We start from the raw sequence: 18859 nt of genomic DNA on the forward strand, positions 1-18859 counted from the left end.
CCAGTGGGGGCCGGGTTCACCCCTTACCGATGCGTCACACCTCATTCCGTCCGCCCGCGGAAGCTCCGCCGTTCGGCGGCGGGCCCCCGCGGCGGCTCGTCGGCGAGGCGTACGACGGGGTCGTCCGGCCCCTCCCGCCCCGCGACGACCGGGCGGGCGGCCCGTACGGCCTTGGCGCGGTACTGGGCGGCGTCCGCGAGCCGGAACAGCCGCCGGGCCGAGCGCACCGGCCCGATCGGATCCTCGGTGGAGGCGACCCCGCAGGCCACCCCCTCCCCGAGCTCCAGCTCGGCGGCCCGGCGGCACAGTTCCCCGGCGACCCGCACCACGTCGTCGGCGGACGGCCCGACCGCGAGCAGACAGAACTCGTCCCCGCCGAGGCGAGCGGCCAGCGCCCCGGGCAGCATGGCCCCGCACAGCGACAGCACCGAGCCGAACCGCTCCAGCAGCCGGTCCCCGACGGCGTGCCCCTGGGTGTCGTTCACCCGCTTGAGCCCGTTGAGGTCGCACACGACGAGACTCACCGCGTCCCCCCGCGTCCGGTGCCGCTCGACCGCCTCCTCCAGGCGCACGTCGACGGCCCGGCGGTTGGCCAGGCCGGTGAGGGCGTCGGTGAAGGCGAGCCGGCGGGCCTCCTCCAGCCGCTCGGTCTGCGCGAGTCCGGCGGCGACGACGGCGGCCAGGACGGTGGCGAAGTCGGCGTCGGCCCGGCCGAAGACCGGGACGCCGCGGGCGCGGGCCACGTACAGCTCGCCCCAGGCGCGGCCGTGCAGCACGATCGGCGCGACGACGCAGGAGCCGCGGCCGCGCCGGCGCAGGGCGGCGGCCCGCCCCCGGTCGGCGCCGGCGGGCGCTCCCGGGTGGTCGTGGCCGGGCCGCCCGGCGGCGTGCCCCTGCGCCGTCTCCACCCAGGCGTTGGGCTCACCGCCGGCCACCCAGCGTTCGTGCAGGAACTCGGTGATCTCCGGGAACTGGTGCACCGGATAGGCCTCGCAGTCCGGGAACTCCTCCTCGTCCTCCGCCAGGTCCCCCACGTTCACGAGGACCCGCAGCCGTCCGAGGTCCCGCTCCCACACCGAGAGCGCGGCGAACGCGCCGGCCAGCGCCCGGCAGGCCCCGAGGGCCGCCGCCCGCCACGACTCGGGGGGCGTGTGCGCGGCCGCCATCCCCTGCGCCAGCGCCACCACGGCCGCGAGGCGTCTGTCCTCACCCATTTCACCAGGCTAGGGACATTTGCCTACCAAGGGGACACCGAGGGGGCGCTTGGAGTGACGGCGCCGCGCGGCGGCGCCGCCGCCGTCAAGGGCGCCTCACTCCCCCGGCCACTGCGGCTTCCGCTTCTCGTTGAACGCGGCCACCCCCTCCGCCCGGTCCGCCGAGAACGCCACCGACCGCCACGCCGCGTCCTCGACCTCGAGCCCGGCCCGCAGATCCAGTCCGTGCCCCAGCCGCAGGGCCCGCTTGGCCGCCCGCAGGCCCACCGGGGAGTTCGCCCCGATCCGCGCGGCCAGCGCCAGCGCCTCCTCGCGGTCCCGCCCCTCCTCCACGAGCAGGTCCACCAGCCCCAGCTCCCGCGCCTCGCCGGCCTCCACCCGCCGCGCGCTGAAGATCAGCTCGGCCGCCCGGGCCGCACCCACCCGCCGGGGCAGCAGCTGCGTGCCCCCGCCGCCCGGGATCACGCCGACCGACACCTCCGGCAGCCCCACCACGGCCGTCCGGTCCGCCACGATCACGTCGCACGCCAGGGCCAGCTCGAAGCCGCCGCCCAGCGCGAACCCGTGCACCGCCGCCACCGTCGGCACCGGCAGCTCCAGCACCCCGGTGTACGCCCCGCGCGCGACGGGCCGCTGCCGCACCAGCTCGGCGTCGCTGAACGAGTTCCGCTCCTTCAGGTCGGCGCCGACGCAGAAGGCCCGCTCGTGCGTCGAGGTCACCACGACCACCCGGACGTCCCGGTCCTCCCCCAGCGCCGCACAGGCCGCCCCGATGGACCGGGCCATCCCGGTCGAGACGGCGTTCATGGCCTTGGGCCGGTCCAGCGCCAGCTCCGCGACATGCCCGTCCCCGTGCCGCCGCACCAGCACGAACTCCCCGAACCGTTCCTCGCTCACGGCACCGCTCACGACATCCTCCGGATCCGACGCAGGTTAACGCGGGTTAACCTCTCCCGCTCGCCCGATCATCGCAGGCCGGATGCGCCGGGGAAAGAGCGGACGGGCCCGCCCCCGTTCCCGCGCCGCCGACCGGTCCGCCCCACACCCGTTCGAGTGACATTCCGCCCGACTCCCCTTCGAACACCCAGGGGAGCGCATAACGTGCGTCCGCCCCGGCGCACCGGGGGCGCGACCGCACCGGGGAGGGAACGCGATGACGAGCACACCGGTGAGCACGCCGACCGCGAGAGCCGTCGGGGACGGGGCCCGGGAGCCGAACCGGGACGAGCGCCGGGGGAAGAGCCCGGACGAGCACCGGGACGAGCGGGACACGCACCGCCGGGACGAACGGGGGGAACGCCGGGCGGAGGACCCGGACGAGCACCGGGGAAAGAACCCGGACGAGCACCGGGACGAGCAGGACACGCACCGCCGGGACGAACGGGGGGAACGCCGGGCGGAGGACCCGGACGAGCACCGGGCGGACCGCTTCGGCTCCGACGAGCGCCGGGCGCCCGGCGGGGTCATGGGCCGGAACGTTCCGGCCGGTGTCCACGGGCCGGGGAGTCCGGGCCGGGCGGAGCACCGGGAGGAGCACGTCCGTCTCCGGGCCGCTCCCCGGGGCCGGCACCGCCGCCCCCGTTCCCGCAAGGCGCTGTTCGCCGCGGGTGGCCTGGCGCTGGCCGCCGGGGTGCTGAGCCTCCTGCGGACGGCACCCGAGCCGGGCGCCGGCGGTCCCGGCGCCGCGGAGGCGGGAGGGCGTCCCGACCCCGTCACGGGCGCGGAGACGTCCCCGGATCCGGGCACCGCCCCCGGGGCCGCCACCGCCGCCGGCCGCCCGGCCGACGCGGCCGCCACGCCCTCCGCCCCCACGGCGCCCGCCACCATGGGCGGGGCGGGACCCGGCCCGCTCCCCGGGGCCGTCCTGGCCCCCGGCGCCCCCGGCGCGCCGACGTCCGTCGCCCTCACGCCGGGCGCCACCCACACTCCGGCCGGTTCCGGGAGGTCACCCGCGTCGGACCCGTCCCGGGGGCCGGAACCCGCGCCCACGGCCTCCACCGGCCCGCAGGCCCCGCGGCCGTCGGCGCCCGCGCCGGCCACCGCGTCACCCGCACCGCATCAACCGCGGCAGCCGGAGCCGTCCGGCCTGCCGGGACTGTGCGTGCCCGTCATCGGCCTGTGCGTGGGCCCGCTGCACGTGCCCGGGCCGTAGCACCGGAGGCGGCGCCGGGGCAGGTCATCCGTCCCCGCCGTCGCGCCGGGTCAGCAGCCAGGGCTCGACCACCCCGAGCCCGCGCACGGGCCGCTGCCACATCGGCTGGAGGGCGAACCGGTAGCCGGGCGGCTCCTCGCCCTCCTTCTCGGCGGCGGCCGCCTCCTCCGCGGCCTCCGCCTCGGAGGCGGGCGCGTCCCCGGAGCGGATGAGGTCCTCGGCGAAGGCGCTGTCCACGAGGACGGCGTCGCGCGGCGCTATCGACGTCAGCCGCGAGGCCAGGTTGACGGTCGTGCCGAAGACATCGCCCATCCGGGTGGTCACCGTGCCGAAGGCCATGCCGACCCGCAGCTCCGGCATCGTCTCGTCGTTGCTCAGCGTCTCGACCAGCCGCAGCGCGATGTCGGCGGCCGTGCCCGCGTCGTCGGCGACGTAGAGCACCTCGTCGCCCAGGGTCTTGATGAGCCGCCCGCCCCGCGCGGCGACCAGGTCGGCGGCGGTCGTCTCGAAGGCCTCGACGAGCTCGCCGAGCTCCTCCTCCTCCATGCGGCGGGTCAGCCGCGTGAACCCGACGAGATCCGCGAACCCGACCGCGAGCCGCCGGTCGACCATCTCCTCGTCGTCCGCGGCCTGCACGACACGCCCGGCCGAGGCGGCCAGCTGCCGGCGCCACACGTAGACGAGGAACTCCTCGAGTTCCGGCAGCAGCAGCTCGACGATCGGGTACGTGACCTCGGTGCGGGTCATCCCCGGCTCCGGAGGCTCCGTCAGCCCCTCCAGGAAGGAATCGATCTGCCACTCCGCCAACCGGGCGGTGGTCTGCCCGGTCGACCGCGCCACCTGCACCGCCATCGCCTCGCTCAGCAGGCCCGCCTCGACGAGACCCGCGAGCCGCCGCAGCGCCAGCACGTCGGCCTCGGTGAGGGCCTTGGCCTGCCCTATGTCGGCGAAGCCCATCGCCCGCCAGAAGCGGGACGCCAGCTCCATGGAGACGCCGGCGCTGCGGGCCGCCTGAAAGGGGGTGTAGCGCCGTTCGGCGCCCAGGATGAGCTGCTCCAGGCGCAGGGCGAGCGGGTCGTCGCCGGAGTCGGCGGCGTGGGCGTCCTCCCGCTCGAGCGAACTCGAGGGCGGGGGAGGGTCCACCCGGCCGTCCGCGCCCGCGCCGGAGCCCGTGTCGTCGACGGTCACGCCTGCTGCCCTTCCGATCTACCGCGGTCAGGTATCGACCGGCCTCAACTCTACGGCAGGTGTGCGCCAGCTCACTCCGTCAGGAGGATCGGGGGGCGCCGCCGTGCGGGAGCCGCCTCACCCGGTGCCGGGACGGCCGGGCAGGAGGGGGCGCCGGCCGCGGACGCCCCTCAGGCCGGCCGCAGGTGCACGATGTCCCCGGCCCCCACCGGCTCCTGCACCCCCGCCTCCGTGGCGATCACCAGCCGCCCCTCCCCGTCCAGGGCCACCGCCTCCCCCACCACGGACCGCTCCCCGGGCAGCTCGGCCCGCACCGTCCGGCCCAGGGTCGCGCAGCCCGCCGCGTACGCCTCCTGCACGCCGCTCGCAGCGGGGTCACCCCCCGCACGCCGCCACCGCCCGTACCACTCCTCCAGCGACCGCAGCACGGCCCGCAGCAGCGGGTCCCGGTCCGTGCTCACCGCCCCGGCCAGCGCCAGCGAGCCCGCCTGCGGCACCGGCAGTTCGTCGGCCCGCAGCGAGACGTTGACGCCGACGCCCAGCACCACCCCGTCCGGCCCGACCCGCTCCGCCAGGATCCCGCCGGCCTTGCGCTCCTCGCCGCCCACGCTCACCAGCAGGTCGTTCGGCCACTTCAGCGCCGTGTCGACCCCCGCGGCCCGCGACAAGCCGGTGGCCACCGCCACGCCCGTCAGCAAGGGCAGCCACCCCCACCGCTCGACCGGCACCTCGGCGGGCCGCAGCAGCACGGAGAAGAAGAGCCCGGACCGGGCGGGCGCCGTCCACCGCCGGTCCAGCCGGCCGCGCCCCGAGGACTGCTCCTCGGCCACCAGGACCGAGCCCTCGTCCGCCTTCCCCGCGGCCGCCAGCGCCACGAGGTCGGAGTTCGTGGACCCGGTCCGCTGCACGACCTGCACGTCCCGCCACAGGCCGCCCTCCCGCACGAGCCCGCGCCGCAGCGCGGCGGAGCCGAGGGGCGGCCGGTCCAGATCGGACCACCGGTTGCCGTTCGCGTCTGATGCATCTGGGGGCGTCATGCAAGCCACCCTAGGTGTGGGAAACGCCGCACTGCTGATCGGTGGGCCCACCACTACTCTACGGATGAGTAACCGTCCCCCCTTTTGAGCAGGCAGGGAGCCGCATCCCGATGTCCGAGCCGGAAGAGACCGACATCCACGCGACCGCGGGAAAGATCGCGGATCTCCAGCGCCGCGTCCAGGAGGCGACGCACGCCGGCTCCGCGCGTGCCGTCGAGAAGCAGCACGCCAAGGGCAAACTGACGGCCCGTGAGCGGATCGAACTCCTCCTCGACGAGGGTTCCTTCGTCGAGCTGGACGAGTTCGCCCGGCACCGCTCCACCCACTTCGGGCTGGAGAAGAACCGCCCGTACGGGGACGGCGTCGTGACCGGCTACGGCACGGTCGACGGCCGTCCGGTGGCCGTCTTCTCGCAGGACTTCACCGTCTTCGGCGGCGCGCTGGGCGAGGTCTACGGCCAGAAGATCGTCAAGGTCATGGACTTCGCGCTGAAGACCGGCTGCCCGGTCATCGGCATCAACGACTCCGGCGGCGCCCGCATCCAGGAGGGCGTGGCCTCCCTGGGCGCGTACGGCGAGATCTTCCGCCGCAACACCCACGCCTCCGGTGTGATCCCGCAGATCAGCCTGGTCGTCGGCCCGTGTGCGGGCGGCGCGGTCTACTCGCCGGCGATCACCGACTTCACGGTGATGGTCGATCAGACCTCGCACATGTTCATCACCGGCCCGGACGTCATCAAGACGGTGACCGGTGAGGACGTCGGCTTCGAGGAGCTGGGCGGCGCGCGCACCCACAACGCCGTCTCGGGCGTGGCGCACCACATGGCCGGGGACGAGAAGGACGCGATCGAGTACGTCAAGCAGCTGCTGTCGTACCTGCCGTCGAACAACCTCAGCGAGGCGCCGGCGTTCCCGGAGGAGGCGGACCTGTCCGTCACCGACGAGGACCTGGAGCTGGACACGCTGGTCCCGGACAGCGCGAACCAGCCGTACGACATGCACGCGGTGATCGAGCACGTCCTCGACGACGCCGAGTTCTTCGAGACGCAGCCGCTGTTCGCGCCGAACATCCTCACCGGCTTCGGCCGGGTGGAGGGCCACCCGGTCGGCGTCGTCGCCAACCAGCCGATGCAGTTCGCGGGCTGCCTGGACATCACGGCCTCCGAGAAGGCGGCCCGCTTCGTCCGTACGTGTGACGCCTTCAACATCCCGGTGATCACCTTCGTGGACGTGCCCGGCTTCCTGCCCGGCGTCGGCCAGGAGCACGACGGCATCATCCGCCGCGGCGCCAAGCTGATCTACGCCTACGCCGAGGCCACCGTCCCGCTGATCACGGTCATCACCCGCAAGGCCTTCGGCGGCGCGTACGACGTCATGGGCTCCAAGCACCTGGGCGCCGACCTCAACCTCGCCTGGCCGACCGCGCAGATCGCCGTCATGGGCGCGCAGGGCGCGGTCAACATCCTGCACCGCCGCACCCTCGCCGAGGCGGAGGCGAGCGGTGAGGACCTCGAGGCGGTGCGCGCCCGGCTGATCCAGGAGTACGAGGACACCCTGCTCAACCCCTACGTCGCGGCCGAGCGCGGCTACGTCGACGCGGTGATCATGCCGTCCGACACCCGCCGCCACATCGTGCGCGGCCTGCGTCAACTGCGCACCAAGCGGGAATCCCTGCCTCCGAAGAAGCACGGCAACATCCCCCTCTAGGCCTGCTGGGAGCCGTCATGAACATCAAGGTCGTCAGGGGCAACCCGACCCCGGAGGAGCTGGCCGCCGCCCTGGCGGTGGTCAGAGCCCGCGCCGCGGCGGCAGCCACGGAGCCGCCCGGCGCGCCGGTCCCGAGGGACGCGTGGTCGGACCCGTCCCGGATCGCGGGCCGGCGCCTGCCGAGTCCGGGGCGGGCGTCCTGGGCGCGTACCTACTGGCCGGGGTGACCGGACCTGCCCGGGGGCGCGGGGGACCGCGCACCGGAGAGGAACGCCGGGCTCCGATCTGAGTACGCCTACTCAGGCGCCGCCCCGGGGCCGGGCCCCACGCTGGTGGCATGCTGTGGTCCGACCCGGAGAACGAGCCGCCCGAGGAACTCCGTGACATGCAGGAGTCCCTGAGGCGGCTCGGCCTCTTCCTCGCGCTGGCCATGCTCGTCGCGATGCTCGTGGTCGGCCTGAGATGAACAGCCGCCCCGGCGCTACGCTGACCGCATGCGCCGACTCGTCCTCGCCTCCCAGTCCCCCGCCCGGCTCAACCTGCTGCGCCAGGCCGGGCTCGATCCCGAAGTGATCGTCAGCGGGGTCGACGAGGACGCCGTCACCGCCCCCACCCCGGCCGAGCTGGCACTGGCCCTCGCCGAGGCGAAGGCCTCCGTCGTGGCCGCGAAGCCCGAGGTCAAGGGCGCCCTGGTGATCGGCTGCGACTCGGTCCTCGACCTGGACGGCGAGGCCCTGGGCAAGCCCGGGGACGCCGAGGAGGCCACGGCCCGCTGGAAGGCGATGCGCGGGCGGGCCGGCACGCTCCAGACCGGCCACTGCGTCTACGACACCGTCAGCGGGCGGTACGCCTCCGCCACCGCCTCCACGGTGGTCCGCTTCGGGGATCCGACGGACGAGGAGATTGCCGCGTACGTCGCCTCGGGCGAGCCGCTGCACGTCGCCGGCGCCTTCACCCTCGACGGCCGTTCGGCTCCGTTCATCGACGGCATCGACGGCGACCACGGCAACGTCATCGGCATCAGCCTGCCCCTCGTCCGGCGCCTGCTGGCGGAACTGGGGGTCGGCATCACGGAGCTGTGGGCGCCGTCGGCCCGGTGACCGGGGCCGGCCCCTCACCCGCCGGCGCCCGGCCCTTCGGCCCGCCGTCCTGCGGCCCGGCGTCCCCGGGCCGCGGGGCGCCCGTGTCCTCCTGGCGGTCGTAGGTCATCAGGAGCAGCACGATGAGCGCGAGCACCACCACCATCAGCACGAACGCCGACACGCCGACGAGCCCCCAGGCGAACGCGCCCAGCAGTCCGTGCACCACCGCCGCGCTGATCAGCAGCACACGGCCGAACCCGGCGGGCGGGCGGTCGCGCACGGCCACCAGCAGGGCGACCAGGCCGCACAGGGCGAAGTAGAGGCCGAAGACGACGCCGCCCGCCTTCGACGACGTCGCCATCGTGTCCGGGTCCAGACCGGCCAGGGACATGTCCTGCCGGTCCACGACCACCCCCAGGAACCAGTTCAGCGCCGCCACGCCGAGCGCCTCGGCGAAGAGCACGAGCGCCACGATCGCTGCCACCGGTCTGCGCACCACCGGTCCCCACCCACTTTCGCCCCAGCCCCGAGCAGGACTGCTGTTACCCCAAGTACGTTCGAGACATCGTGAACGCTACTAACGGGTAAACCCCGGGACAAGGGTCCGGCGCCCGGCAAAGAATCATTGGGCCATTCGTAGGGACTCCACAAAGAAACGAAGTGGGCCGCAGCACGCCCTCACAGAGACCTTGGCCACAGTAGAGGGCTAGGGTTTCCGTCAGGAGTGCTGCGTACGGCGGTACTACAAGGGATTACGCGGCCGAGTGAGCCTCGCATCACGCTCCGTGTGGGCAAGCTCACCACCGGGGACGGGTCGAAGAGCCGTGTCGGCAGTCCCTAAACTCGGCTTGTTTCAAGGAGGGAGCCTCAATCGTGCGCAAGGTGCTCATCGCCAACCGTGGCGAAATCGCAGTCCGCGTGGCCCGGGCCTGCCGGGACGCCGGTATCGCGAGCGTTGCCGTCTACGCGGATCCGGACCGGGACGCTCTGCATGTCCGCGCCGCGGATGAGGCGTTCGCCCTGGGCGGTGACACTCCGGCGAGCAGTTATCTGGACATCGGCAAGGTGTTGAACGCCGCGCGTGAGTCCGGTGCGGACGCCGTCCATCCGGGGTACGGCTTCCTGTCGGAGAACGCCGACTTCGCGCAGGCGGTGCTGGACGCGGGGCTGATCTGGATCGGGCCGCCGCCGCAGGCCATCCGTGACCTGGGTGACAAGGTGGCCGCCCGGCACATCGCGCAGCGTGCGGGTGCGCCGCTGGTGGCGGGCACGCCGGATCCGGTCTCCGGGGCGGAGGAGGTGGTGGCCTTCGCGAAGGAGCACGGGCTGCCGATCGCGATCAAGGCCGCCTTCGGTGGTGGCGGGCGTGGTCTGAAGGTGGCCCGCACCCTGGAGGAGGTGCCCGAGCTGTACGACTCGGCGGTGCGCGAGGCGGTGGCCGCGTTCGGCCGGGGCGAGTGCTTCGTGGAGCGCTACCTGGACAAGCCGCGTCACGTGGAGACGCAGTGCCTGGCCGACAGCCACGGCAACGTGGTGGTGGTCTCCACCCGTGACTGCTCGCTGCAGCGCCGTCACCAGAAGCTGGTCGAGGAGGCGCCGGCGCCGTTCCTGTCCGAGGCGCAGGTCGCCGAGCTGTACGCGTCGTCCAAGGCGATCCTGAAGGAGGCCGGCTACGTCGGCGCCGGCACGGTGGAGTTCCTCGTCGGCAACGACGGCACCATCTCCTTCCTGGAGGTCAACACCCGGCTGCAGGTGGAGCACCCGGTCACCGAGGAGGTGTCCGGCATCGACCTGGTGCGCGAGATGTTCCGCATCGCCGACGGCGAGGAGCTCGGCTACGACGACCCGCCGCTGCGCGGCCACTCCTTCGAGTTCCGCATCAACGGCGAGGACCCGGGCCGCGGCTTCCTGCCCGCTCCGGGCACGGTCACGGTCTTCGACGCGCCGACCGGGCCGGGCGTGCGGCTGGACGCGGGCGTGGAGGCGGGCAGCGTGATCGGCCCGGCCTGGGACTCGCTGCTGGCCAAGCTGGTCGTCACCGGCGCCAGCCGCGAGCAGGCCCTGCAGCGGGCCGCCCGGGCGCTGGAGGAGTTCCGCGTGGAGGGCATGGCCACGGCGATCCCGTTCCACCGCGCGGTGGTGCGGGACCCGGCGTTCGCGCCCGAGCTGACCGGCTCCACCGAGCCGTTCACGGTCCACACCCGCTGGATCGAGACCGAGTTCGTCAACGAGATCAAGCCCTTCGCCGCCCCGGCGGACGCGGAGGCGGACGAGGAGCCGGGCCGCGAGACGGTCGTGGTCGAGGTCGGCGGCAAGCGGCTGGAGGTGTCGCTGCCGTCCTCGCTGGGCATGTCGCTGGCCCGCACCGGGCTCGCGGCGGGCGCCCGGCCCAAGCGCCGGGCGGCGAAGAAGTCCGGCCCGGTCGCCTCCGGCGACACCCTGGCCTCCCCGATGCAGGGCACCATCGTCAAGATCGCCGTCGAGGAGGGCCAGGAGGTCCAGGAGGGCGACCTGGTCGTCGTGCTGGAGGCGATGAAGATGGAACAGCCGCTGAACGCGCACAAGGCCGGCACCGTCAAGGGCCTGACCGCCGAGGTCGGCGCCTCCCTCACCTCCGGCGCCGCCATCTGCGAGATCAAGGACTGACGACCCGCGGACGACGAACGAGGCGTCCCGGTGGACCTGACCCCAGGTCCACCGGGGCGCCTCGTTCGTCACGTGCCCGTGATCCACTCCGTGACGCGCTCCGGGGCCCGTGCGCGTCCGGCCCCGGCCGGGCGCCGCGCCGGAGGAGGAACGGCTCCGCGGGGTGTTCGGCGGGCAGGTGACGGCCGTCAGGGCGAAGGGGGCGGGACGACGGGCTGGAGGCCGACGCGGGAGAAGGGGACGACGGCGGACTGAGACCGGCGCGAGAACGGGACGACGGGCTGGAGAGCGGCGACGCGGGGCCGGGGCGGCGTCCTGGGCGCCGCCCGCTCGTGGGCCACCGTCCGTGACCGCGGCGGGCGAGGGGGCAGGCCGGTCCCCGTCGTCGGGGCGGTCGGCGTCCCGGCCAGGCCACGCCGACCGGCTTCGGAGCGGCCGCGACGCGCGGCCGGCGGCCACGGAGCCTCCTCGGCGCGGGCGGGGCGCCCGCTGCCGCGATGCCGCGGTGCCGCGATGACGCGACGGAGTCGGCTTCCCCCGCCCCCTGACAAGCGCCGGCACGCGCCGCGCGTCCGCCGCACCGGTCTCGTTCGCGTCCCCGTGTCCGCTCGAGCGGCGTGCGCGCCGACGCCTCCGACGGGACTCCGGCGGACCGCCGCGCCGCGCTTCGGACGGGCCCCGACGGGTGCCGGTCCGTGGATCCCGGACGGGTGCCCGTGGACGGGCCACGGCAAGGGCACCGGACTGCGGACCCCCGGACGGGTGCCGGTCTGCGACCACCGGACGGGTGCCGGTCTGCGACCACCGGACGGGTGCCGGACTGCGATCACCGGACGGGTGCCGGTCTGCGGCCACCGGACGGGTGCCGGCCTGCGAGTCACGGCAAGACGGCGCTCCGCGGGCCGCGGCGAGGGCGCCGGTGTGGGGTGCGGCGGCAGGCGGTGTGCGCCCGGCCGCTCGGTGCGCGGGGTCCGGTCGTCCTACCGGCGGCGCAGGTCGGCGACCCGGGCCCGCTCTCCGCCGGGGGGCTGCTCGCCGAGGACCGCGGCCGCGCGCAGGCCCGTCGGGGCGCCCGGCACCTGGCCGCGGCGCGGGGACGGGAGGGGGACGTCCCGGCGCTGCTGCTGGCGGCGCGCCGGGACGGCGTCACCCCCCGGGTTTCCCTGCGCCCCGGCGACGGCGATCTGCACCCCCTGGTCCGCCAGGGCCTGCAGCTCGGTCTGGGCGCGGTCGTCGTGGGCGGGCGGCTCGTCCGTGACCAGGCGGGTGATGACGTCGGTCGGGACGGTCTGGAACATCGTGTCGGTGCCGAGCTTGGTGTGGTCGGCGAGGACGACGACCTCGGCGGCCGCCTGGACCAGGGCCCGGTCGACGGAGGCCGACAGCATGTTGGACGTGGAGAGCCCGCGCTCGGCGGTGAGACCGCTTCCGGAGAGGAAGGCCCGGGAGACCCGGAGCCCCTGGAGGGACTGTTCGGCTCCGCTGCCGACGAGCGCGTAGTTGGAGCCTCTGAGCGTGCCGCCGGTCATCACGACCTCCACCCGGTTGGCGTGCGCCAGGGCCTGGGCGACCAGCAGGGAGTTGGTGACGACGGTGAGTCCGGGCACCCGGGCGAGCCGGCGGGCCAGCTCCTGGGTGGTGGTCCCCGCCCCGACCACGATGGCCTCGCCCTCTTCGACGAAGTTGGCGGCGAGGTCGGCGATGGCGGTCTTCTCGGCGGTCGCGAGATGGGACTTCTGCGGAAAGCCGGACTCCCGCGTGAAACCGCCCGGCAGTACCGCACCGCCGTGCCGGCGGTCGAGGAGTCCTTCTGCCTCCAGTGCGCGCACGTCCCGCCGTACGGTCACTTCGGAGGTCTGGACGACGCGGGCGAGCTCACGGAGCGACACGGCCCCGTTCGCTCGCACCATTTCGAGGATCAATTGGCGACGTTCTGCAGCGAACACGAAACTGACAGTAACGCGGGCGACCGTCTGCTTTCAGCTCTTTGCGCCGAACAATAGAAGTTGTTCGCACAGCAGGGCAGGGAGTGGTATAGGGGCCCATTCCCTGCGCCTGTGCCGCCCGCACGGGCCGCGCCCCCCGGTGACCGGCGGGGATCCGGCTCCGGCCGTCAGACGTCGCCGCCCGTCTTCCTCGTGTGCAACTGCCGTGCCACCTCGGCGATCGACCCCGAAAGCGACGGGTACACGGTGAAGGCGTTCGCGATCTGCTCGACCGTCAGATTGTTGTCCACGGCGATCGAGATGGGGTGGATGAGTTCCGAGGCGCGCGGCGCCACGACGACACCGCCGACCACGATCCCGGTGCCCGGCCGGCAGAAGATCTTGACGAAGCCGTCCCGGATGCCCTGCATCTTGGCGCGCGGATTGCGCAGGAGGGGCAGCTTGACGACGCGCGCGTCGATCTTGCCCGCCTCCACGTCGGCCTGCGTGTAGCCGACGGTGGCGATCTCCGGGTCGGTGAAGACGTTCGAGGAGACCGTCTTGAGGTCGAGCGGGGCCACCGCGTCGCCGAGGAAGTGGTACATGGCGATGCGCCCCTGCATGGCGGCGACCGAGGCGAGGGCGAACACGCCGGTCACGTCACCGGCGGCGTACACGCCCGGAGCCGTCGTCCGGGACACCCGGTCGGTCCAGATGTGCCCCGACTCGCGGACCCTGACGCCCGCCTCCTCCAGGCCGAGGCCCTCGCTGTTGGGGACGGCGCCGACGGCCATCAGGCAGTGCGAGCCGGTGATGACCCGGCCGTCGGCGAGGGTCACCTCGACCCGGTCCCCGACCCGCTTGGCGGACTGGGCGCGGGAGCGGGCCATGACGTTCATGCCGCGGCGGCGGAAGACGTCCTCGAGGACGGCGGCGGCGTCCGGGTCCTCGCCCGGCAGCACGCGGTCCCGGGAGGAGACGAGGGTGACCTTGGAGCCGAGGGCCTGGTAGGCGCCGGCGAACTCGGCGCCCGTCACGCCCGAGCCGACCACGATGAGCTCCTCGGGCAGCTCCCGCAGGTCGTAGACCTGGGTCCAGTTCAGGATGCGCTCGCCGTCGGGCTGGGCGTCGGGCAGCTCGCGGGGGTGGCCGCCGGTCGCGAGGAGCACCGCGTCCGCGACCAGCGTCTCCTCGCTGCCGTCGGCGGACCGGACCACGACCTTGCGGGAGCCGTCCAGGGCCTGCATGCCCTCCAGGCGGCCCCGGCCGCGCAGGACGCGGGCGCCCGCGCGCGTGACGGAGGCGGTGATGTCGTGCGACTGCGCGAGCGCGAGCCGCTTGACGCGCCGGTTGACCTTGTCGAGGTCCACGCCGACGACCCGGGCCGACTGCTCCAGCGGGGGCGTGTCGTCGGCGACGATGATCCCCAGCTCCTCGTAGGAGGAGTCGAAGGTGGTCATCACCTCGGCCGTGGCGATAAGGGTCTTCGACGGCACGCAGTCGGTCAGCACCGACGCCCCGCCCAGACCGTCGCAGTCGACGACGGTCACCTCCGCGCCGAGCTGCGCGGCCACCAGGGCCGCTTCGTAGCCGCCGGGTCCGCCACCGATGATCACGATCCGAGTCACGTACTCCATTGTCCCGCACGCTTCAAGGTCGTACGCCCCCGGGGGGCCACGCCCCGGTACGTCTGGTGCCGGAGGGACGGCGGGCGACGACCGTGACGCGCGGGCGGGCTGCCGTACCCTCACTGCATGTCGCTCTACGCCGCGTACGCCGGCAACCTCGACGCGCGGCTGATGACCCGCCGCGCCCCGCACTCGCCGCTGCGCGCGACCGGCTGGCTGAACGGCTGGCGGCTGACCTTCGGCGGGGAGCAGCTGGGCTGGGAGGGCGCCCTGGCGACGCTCGTGGAGGATCCCGTCTCCCAGGTCTTCGTCGCGCTGTACGACCTCGCCCCGATGGACGAGGACGCGCTGGACCGCTGGGAGGGCGTGGGCCTCGGCATCTACCGCAGGCTCCGGGTGCGGGTGCACACGCTCGACGGCGAGGAGCAGGGCTGGGCGTACGTGCTGAACGGGTACGAGGGCGGTCTGCCGTCGGCCCGCTACCTGGGCGAGATCGCCGACGCGGCGGAGTCGGCGGGGGCGCCGCACGACTACGTGATGGAACTGCGGAAGAGGCCCTGCTGACCGATCCTGGTGTGCATGAGCGGGACGCGCCACGGTCACCAGGTGCTCTACACGGAACAGGCCGCGGCGGCGCGCGACCGCCTGGACGCACGACAGCGCGCCAGGTTCGACAAGGGCGTCGCCGTCCTGGCCCGCGACCCCTACCTGCCCGCCTCCCGCGCCGTCGACGCCACGGGCGACGACCGCACGGTCCGGCTCACGCAGCACATCTTCGCGGAGTACATGATCAGCCGGGGGAGGCTGCTGATCTTCGTCGTCGAGGTCTTCAGCGACGAGGACGTCCTCGTGCCGGAGGAAGCGCCGGGGGAGCCGCCCGAGAGGTGATCCCTCCCGCCGTCCGCCGCCGCGCGTTGGAAACGACAAGGCAACGATCCCCGTCCCGTTCGCCCTGTCATCTACGCGCGTAGGCAAGAACCGGCTACCCTCGTCCGCGTGAACGCATCTCTTCTCCCGGACGACATCCAGGGCGACCCTTACGCCGCCGCCGACGCCGCCGCGACGCGCCTGCGCGAACTGACCGGCGCCGAGACCCACGACGTCGCCCTCGTGATGGGCTCCGGCTGGGCCCCGGCCGTCGACGCCCTGGGCGTGCCCGACGCCGAGTTCCAGGTCACCGAGCTGCCCGGCTTCCCGCCGCCGGTGGTCGAGGGGCACGGCGGCAAGATCCGCTCGTACCGGATCGGTGAGAAGCGCGCGCTGGTCTTCCTGGGCCGTACGCACTACTACGAGGGCCGCGGGGTGGCCGCCGTCGCGCACGGCGTCCGCACGGCCGTGGCGGCCGGCAGCAAGACGATCGTGCTGACCAACGGCTGCGGCGGTCTGCGCGAGGGCATGCGTCCCGGGCAGCCGGTCCTGATCAGCGACCACATCAACCTCACGGCGACCTCGCCGATCGTGGGCGCGAACTTCGTCGACCTCACCGACCTGTACTCGCCGCGGCTGCGGGCCCTGTGCAAGGAGGTCGACGCCACCCTGGAGGAGGGCGTCTACGCCCAGTTCCCCGGACCGCACTACGAGACGCCGGCCGAGATCCGGATGGCGCGGGTCATCGGCGCGGACCTGGTGGGCATGTCGACCGTCCTCGAGGCGATCGCCGCGCGCGAGGCGGGCGCGGAGGTGCTCGGCATCTCGCTGGTGACGAACCTCGCGGCCGGGATGACGGGCGAGCCCCTGAACCACGAAGAGGTGCTCCAGGCCGGCCGGGACAGCGCGACGCGGATGGGCTCGCTGCTGGCACAGGTGCTCGGCCGGCTGTAAGCGGCTCCGGCCCGCGGACACCGCCCCCGCCACCGCGGGCGAACCGCTCCACAACGGCGGACGCCCGTCCGCCTCTCCCCCACACCGGGACCGTCACACCGCGACGGGGAAGGCGTGAGAGGGCAACGGCCCCGATCACAGGCCCCCGAGCCCGGCTCCGGGCCCGGCTCCCGGCGCTCTCCGTCCGCCGCTCGGCCCCCGGCAGGGAAGCGGCCCCCGCGGCTCCCCCGCCCGGCGGGTTCCCCCGGCTCGCCGGTACCGGCCGGCGTCCGGGGACGAGGCCCGTCGCCCGTCCGGGGCCGGCGGCGAGGGGCCGGGAGGGAAGCCCCGGGACGGGAAGGGCACGGACGGCGGGGGCGAGGAAACCCACGACCACACGAGAGGCTGACCCCACCGTGCACGACGACCTGACCGCCCGCGCCCGGGCCTGGCTCGCCGAGGACCCCGACCCGCAGACCCGCGAGGAACTCGCCGGGCTGCTCGAGGCGGGGGACACCGCGGAACTGGCCGCCCGTTTCCGCGGCACCCTCCAGTTCGGCACCGCCGGCCTGCGCGGCGAGCTCGGCGCCGGACCGATGCGCATGAACCGTGCCGTCGTGATCCGCGCCGCCGCCGGCCTCGCCGCGTACCTCAAGGCCAAGGGCCAGGGGGACGGCCTCGTCGTCGTCGGCTACGACGCCCGCCACAAGTCGGCCGACTTCGCCCGCGACACGGCGGCCGTCATGACCGGCGCGGGCCTCCGGGCCGCCGTCCTCCCCCGCCCGCTGCCCACGCCCGTCCTCGCCTACGCGATCAGGCACCTGGGCGCGGTCGCCGGCGTCGAGGTCACCGCCAGCCACAACCCGCCCCGGGACAACGGCTACAAGGTCTACCTGGGCGACGGCTCGCAGATCGTGCCGCCCGCCGACGCGGAGATCGCCGCCGAGATCGCCGCCGTCCGGGCCCTGGCCGACGTGCCCCGCCCGGAGTCCGGCTGGGAGATCCTCGACGACTCCGTCCTCGACGCCTACCTGGCCCGCACGGACGCCGTCCTGGCCGCCGGCTCGCCGCGGACCGCCCGCACCGTCTACACGGCGATGCACGGCGTCGGCAAGGACGTCCTCCTCGCCGCCTTCGCCCGCGCCGGCTTCCCGGAGCCCGTCCTCGTCGCCGAGCAGGCCGAGCCCGACCCCGACTTCCCGACCGTCGCCTTCCCCAACCCGGAAGAGCCCGGCGCGATGGACCTCGCCTTCGCGAAGGCCCGTGAGACCGACCCCGACCTGGTCGTCGCCAACGACCCCGACGCCGACCGGTGCGCCGTGGCCGTCAAGGACGGCGACGCGTGGCGGATGCTGCGCGGCGACGAGGTCGGATCGCTGCTCGCCGCCCACCTGGTCGGCCGCGGCGCCCGGGGCACCTTCGCCGAGTCGATCGTCTCCTCCTCGCTCCTCGGCCGTATCGCGGAGAAGGCCGGGCTGCCGTACGAGGAGACCCTCACCGGCTTCAAGTGGATCGCCCGCGTCGACGGCCTGCGCTACGGCTACGAGGAGGCGCTCGGCTACTGCGTCGACCCCGAGGGCGTCCGCGACAAGGACGGCATCACCGCGGCGCTCCTGATCACCGAGCTGGCGTCCGTCCTCAAGGCGGAGGGCCGCACCCTCCTCGACCTCCTCGACGACCTCGCCGTCGAGCACGGTCTGCACGCCACCGACCAGCTGTCGGTGCGCGTGGAGGACCTGTCGGTCATCGCGGACGCCATGCGGCGGCTGCGCGAGCAGCCCCCGACCGCCCTCGGCGGCCTCCCCGTCACCCGCACCGAGGACCTCACGCGGGGCACCGCGACGCTCCCGCCCACCGACGGCCTGCGCTACACCCTCGACGGCGCCCGCGTCGTCGTCCGCCCCAGCGGCACGGAGCCGAAGCTGAAGTGCTACCTGGAGGTCGTCGTCCCCGTCGCCTCCCCGGAGGCGCTCCCGACGGCCCGCGCGACGGCGCGGGACCTGCTCGCGGCCGTCAAGCGCGACCTGTCGGCGGCCGCCGGCATCTGACCCACGCACAGGGGGTGCCACCGCACGGCACCCCCGCCCGGCCCACGGACACCGCCCCCGCCACCGCGGGCGAACCGCTCCACAACGGCGGACGCCCGTCCGCCTCTCCCCCGCACCAGGACCGTCACACCGCGACGGGGAAGGCGTGAGAGGGCAACGGCCCCGATCACAGGCTCCCGAGCCCGGCTCCGGGCCCGGAGGAAGGACCAAGCCCCCGACACTGCCGCACCCGCGAGCCGACGGAGGCAGACCGGCCGACACGGCGCACCTGCACCCGCAAGACAGCACTAGCGGACCGGCCGAGACGGCGCAGCCACCACGCCGCCGCACCCGCGAGACGGCGGGAGCGGGTCGTGGCGGTGCGGCTGGAGCCCGTCGCTCAGCTCGTCACAGCCACCCCCGACCGTGGCAGCAGGCAGCAGTACGCCCAACG

The 18859-nt window shown here is 74.5% G+C and carries 17 protein-coding genes; 10 read left to right on the top strand and 7 right to left on the bottom strand.

Going from position 1 to position 18859, the window contains the following annotated elements; genetic code table 11:
- Positions 1–41: 41 nt before the first annotated feature.
- Both ACH4F6_RS11670 and ACH4F6_RS11675 read right to left on the bottom strand, forming a co-directional pair.
- On the bottom strand, positions 42–1214 hold the full coding sequence (locus tag ACH4F6_RS11670) for a diguanylate cyclase domain-containing protein (protein ID WP_397959812.1): 1173 nt from the start codon (positions 1212–1214) through the stop codon (positions 42–44).
- Positions 1215–1310: 96 nt separating this feature from the next.
- Positions 1311–2111: an enoyl-CoA hydratase/isomerase family protein gene (locus ACH4F6_RS11675; RefSeq protein ID WP_397959849.1), complete on the bottom strand. Its 801-nt coding sequence runs from the start codon at positions 2109–2111 to the stop codon at positions 1311–1313.
- A gap of 256 nt (positions 2112–2367) precedes the next feature.
- Here ACH4F6_RS11675 and ACH4F6_RS11680 point away from each other — a divergent pair, with 256 nt between their 5' ends.
- Positions 2368–3366, top strand: coding sequence for a hypothetical protein (locus tag ACH4F6_RS11680; RefSeq protein ID WP_397959813.1), 999 nt, complete (start codon positions 2368–2370; stop codon positions 3364–3366).
- Positions 3367–3390: 24 nt separating this feature from the next.
- On the opposite strand, the gene ACH4F6_RS11685 is transcribed toward ACH4F6_RS11680, so the two are convergent.
- Complete coding sequence (locus ACH4F6_RS11685) at positions 3391–4554, bottom strand: adenylate/guanylate cyclase domain-containing protein (protein ID WP_397959814.1); 1164 nt, start codon at positions 4552–4554, stop codon at positions 3391–3393.
- 170 nt (positions 4555–4724) lie between these two features.
- A complete protein-coding gene (locus tag ACH4F6_RS11690; RefSeq protein WP_397959815.1) occupies positions 4725–5591 on the bottom strand; it encodes a biotin--[acetyl-CoA-carboxylase] ligase in 867 nt (288 codons plus the stop codon).
- A 110-nt stretch (positions 5592–5701) separates the two neighbouring features.
- Here ACH4F6_RS11690 and ACH4F6_RS11695 point away from each other — a divergent pair, with 110 nt between their 5' ends.
- The 4 genes from ACH4F6_RS11695 (at position 5702) to ACH4F6_RS11710 (ending at position 8397) form a co-directional block, all read left to right on the top strand.
- Positions 5702–7297, top strand: a complete 1596-nt coding sequence (locus ACH4F6_RS11695) for an acyl-CoA carboxylase subunit beta (RefSeq protein WP_397959816.1) — start codon at positions 5702–5704, stop codon at positions 7295–7297.
- Between the two features lie 17 nt (positions 7298–7314).
- Entirely contained in the window at positions 7315–7524 is a 210-nt protein-coding gene (locus ACH4F6_RS11700; RefSeq protein WP_397959817.1) for an acyl-CoA carboxylase epsilon subunit, read from the top strand.
- Positions 7525–7634: 110 nt separating this feature from the next.
- The gene (gene mmpB, locus ACH4F6_RS11705) at positions 7635–7763 is read left to right on the top strand and encodes a morphogenic membrane protein MmpB (RefSeq protein WP_397959818.1); all 129 of its coding nucleotides are present in this window, start codon (positions 7635–7637) and stop codon (positions 7761–7763) included.
- Positions 7764–7791: 28 nt separating this feature from the next.
- Positions 7792–8397, top strand: coding sequence for a Maf family protein (locus tag ACH4F6_RS11710; protein WP_397959819.1), 606 nt, complete (start codon positions 7792–7794; stop codon positions 8395–8397).
- Here ACH4F6_RS11710 and ACH4F6_RS11715 read toward each other — a convergent pair.
- Positions 8366–8878: a hypothetical protein gene (locus ACH4F6_RS11715; protein ID WP_397959820.1), complete on the bottom strand. Its 513-nt coding sequence runs from the start codon at positions 8876–8878 to the stop codon at positions 8366–8368. The two genes, ACH4F6_RS11710 and ACH4F6_RS11715, sit on opposite strands and share 32 nt — an antisense overlap.
- A gap of 374 nt (positions 8879–9252) precedes the next feature.
- On the opposite strand from ACH4F6_RS11715, the gene ACH4F6_RS11720 reads away from it, so the two are divergent.
- Positions 9253–11025 carry an acetyl/propionyl/methylcrotonyl-CoA carboxylase subunit alpha gene (locus ACH4F6_RS11720; RefSeq protein ID WP_397959821.1) on the top strand — a complete coding sequence of 591 codons (1773 nt, stop codon included), beginning with the start codon at positions 9253–9255 and terminating at the stop codon, positions 11023–11025.
- Between the two features lie 980 nt (positions 11026–12005).
- Here ACH4F6_RS11720 and ACH4F6_RS11725 read toward each other — a convergent pair.
- A complete protein-coding gene (locus tag ACH4F6_RS11725; RefSeq protein WP_397959823.1) occupies positions 12006–12971 on the bottom strand; it encodes a DeoR/GlpR family DNA-binding transcription regulator in 966 nt (321 codons plus the stop codon).
- Positions 12972–13138: 167 nt separating this feature from the next.
- A complete protein-coding gene (locus ACH4F6_RS11730; protein WP_397959824.1) occupies positions 13139–14587 on the bottom strand; it encodes an NAD(P)H-quinone dehydrogenase in 1449 nt (482 codons plus the stop codon).
- 117 nt (positions 14588–14704) lie between these two features.
- On the opposite strand from ACH4F6_RS11730, the gene ACH4F6_RS11735 reads away from it, so the two are divergent.
- From ACH4F6_RS11735 to ACH4F6_RS11750, 4 genes are all read left to right on the top strand, one after another.
- Complete coding sequence (locus ACH4F6_RS11735) at positions 14705–15142, top strand: gamma-glutamylcyclotransferase (RefSeq protein WP_397959825.1); 438 nt, start codon at positions 14705–14707, stop codon at positions 15140–15142.
- A 15-nt stretch (positions 15143–15157) separates the two neighbouring features.
- Entirely contained in the window at positions 15158–15466 is a 309-nt protein-coding gene (locus ACH4F6_RS11740; RefSeq protein ID WP_397959826.1) for a hypothetical protein, read from the top strand.
- 108 nt (positions 15467–15574) lie between these two features.
- Entirely contained in the window at positions 15575–16399 is an 825-nt protein-coding gene (locus ACH4F6_RS11745; protein ID WP_397959827.1) for a purine-nucleoside phosphorylase, read from the top strand.
- A gap of 395 nt (positions 16400–16794) precedes the next feature.
- A complete protein-coding gene (locus ACH4F6_RS11750) occupies positions 16795–18426 on the top strand; it encodes a phospho-sugar mutase (protein ID WP_397959828.1) in 1632 nt (543 codons plus the stop codon).
- Positions 18427–18859: the final 433 nt, after the last annotated feature.

The organism is Streptomyces sp. NPDC017936 (assembly GCF_044328485.1).
Taxonomy (GTDB): Bacteria; Actinomycetota; Actinomycetes; order Streptomycetales; family Streptomycetaceae; genus Streptomyces.

Excerpts from the sequence above, each read along its gene's own strand:
- ACH4F6_RS11670 (WP_397959812.1), bottom strand. The coding sequence starts at position 1,214 with ATGGGTGAGGACAGACGCCTCGCGGCCGTGGTGGCGCTGGCGCAGGGG.
- ACH4F6_RS11680 (WP_397959813.1), top strand. The coding sequence starts at position 2,368 with ATGACGAGCACACCGGTGAGCACGCCGACCGCGAGAGCCGTCGGGGAC.
- ACH4F6_RS11690 (WP_397959815.1), bottom strand. The coding sequence starts at position 5,591 with ATGACGCCCCCAGATGCATCAGACGCGAACGGCAACCGGTGGTCCGAT.
- ACH4F6_RS11695 (WP_397959816.1), top strand. The coding sequence starts at position 5,702 with ATGTCCGAGCCGGAAGAGACCGACATCCACGCGACCGCGGGAAAGATC.
- ACH4F6_RS11700 (WP_397959817.1), top strand. The coding sequence starts at position 7,315 with ATGAACATCAAGGTCGTCAGGGGCAACCCGACCCCGGAGGAGCTGGCC.
- mmpB (WP_397959818.1), top strand. The coding sequence starts at position 7,635 with ATGCTGTGGTCCGACCCGGAGAACGAGCCGCCCGAGGAACTCCGTGAC.
- ACH4F6_RS11710 (WP_397959819.1), top strand. The coding sequence starts at position 7,792 with ATGCGCCGACTCGTCCTCGCCTCCCAGTCCCCCGCCCGGCTCAACCTG.
- ACH4F6_RS11730 (WP_397959824.1), bottom strand. The coding sequence starts at position 14,587 with ATGGAGTACGTGACTCGGATCGTGATCATCGGTGGCGGACCCGGCGGC.
- ACH4F6_RS11735 (WP_397959825.1), top strand. The coding sequence starts at position 14,705 with ATGTCGCTCTACGCCGCGTACGCCGGCAACCTCGACGCGCGGCTGATG.
- ACH4F6_RS11740 (WP_397959826.1), top strand. The coding sequence starts at position 15,158 with ATGAGCGGGACGCGCCACGGTCACCAGGTGCTCTACACGGAACAGGCC.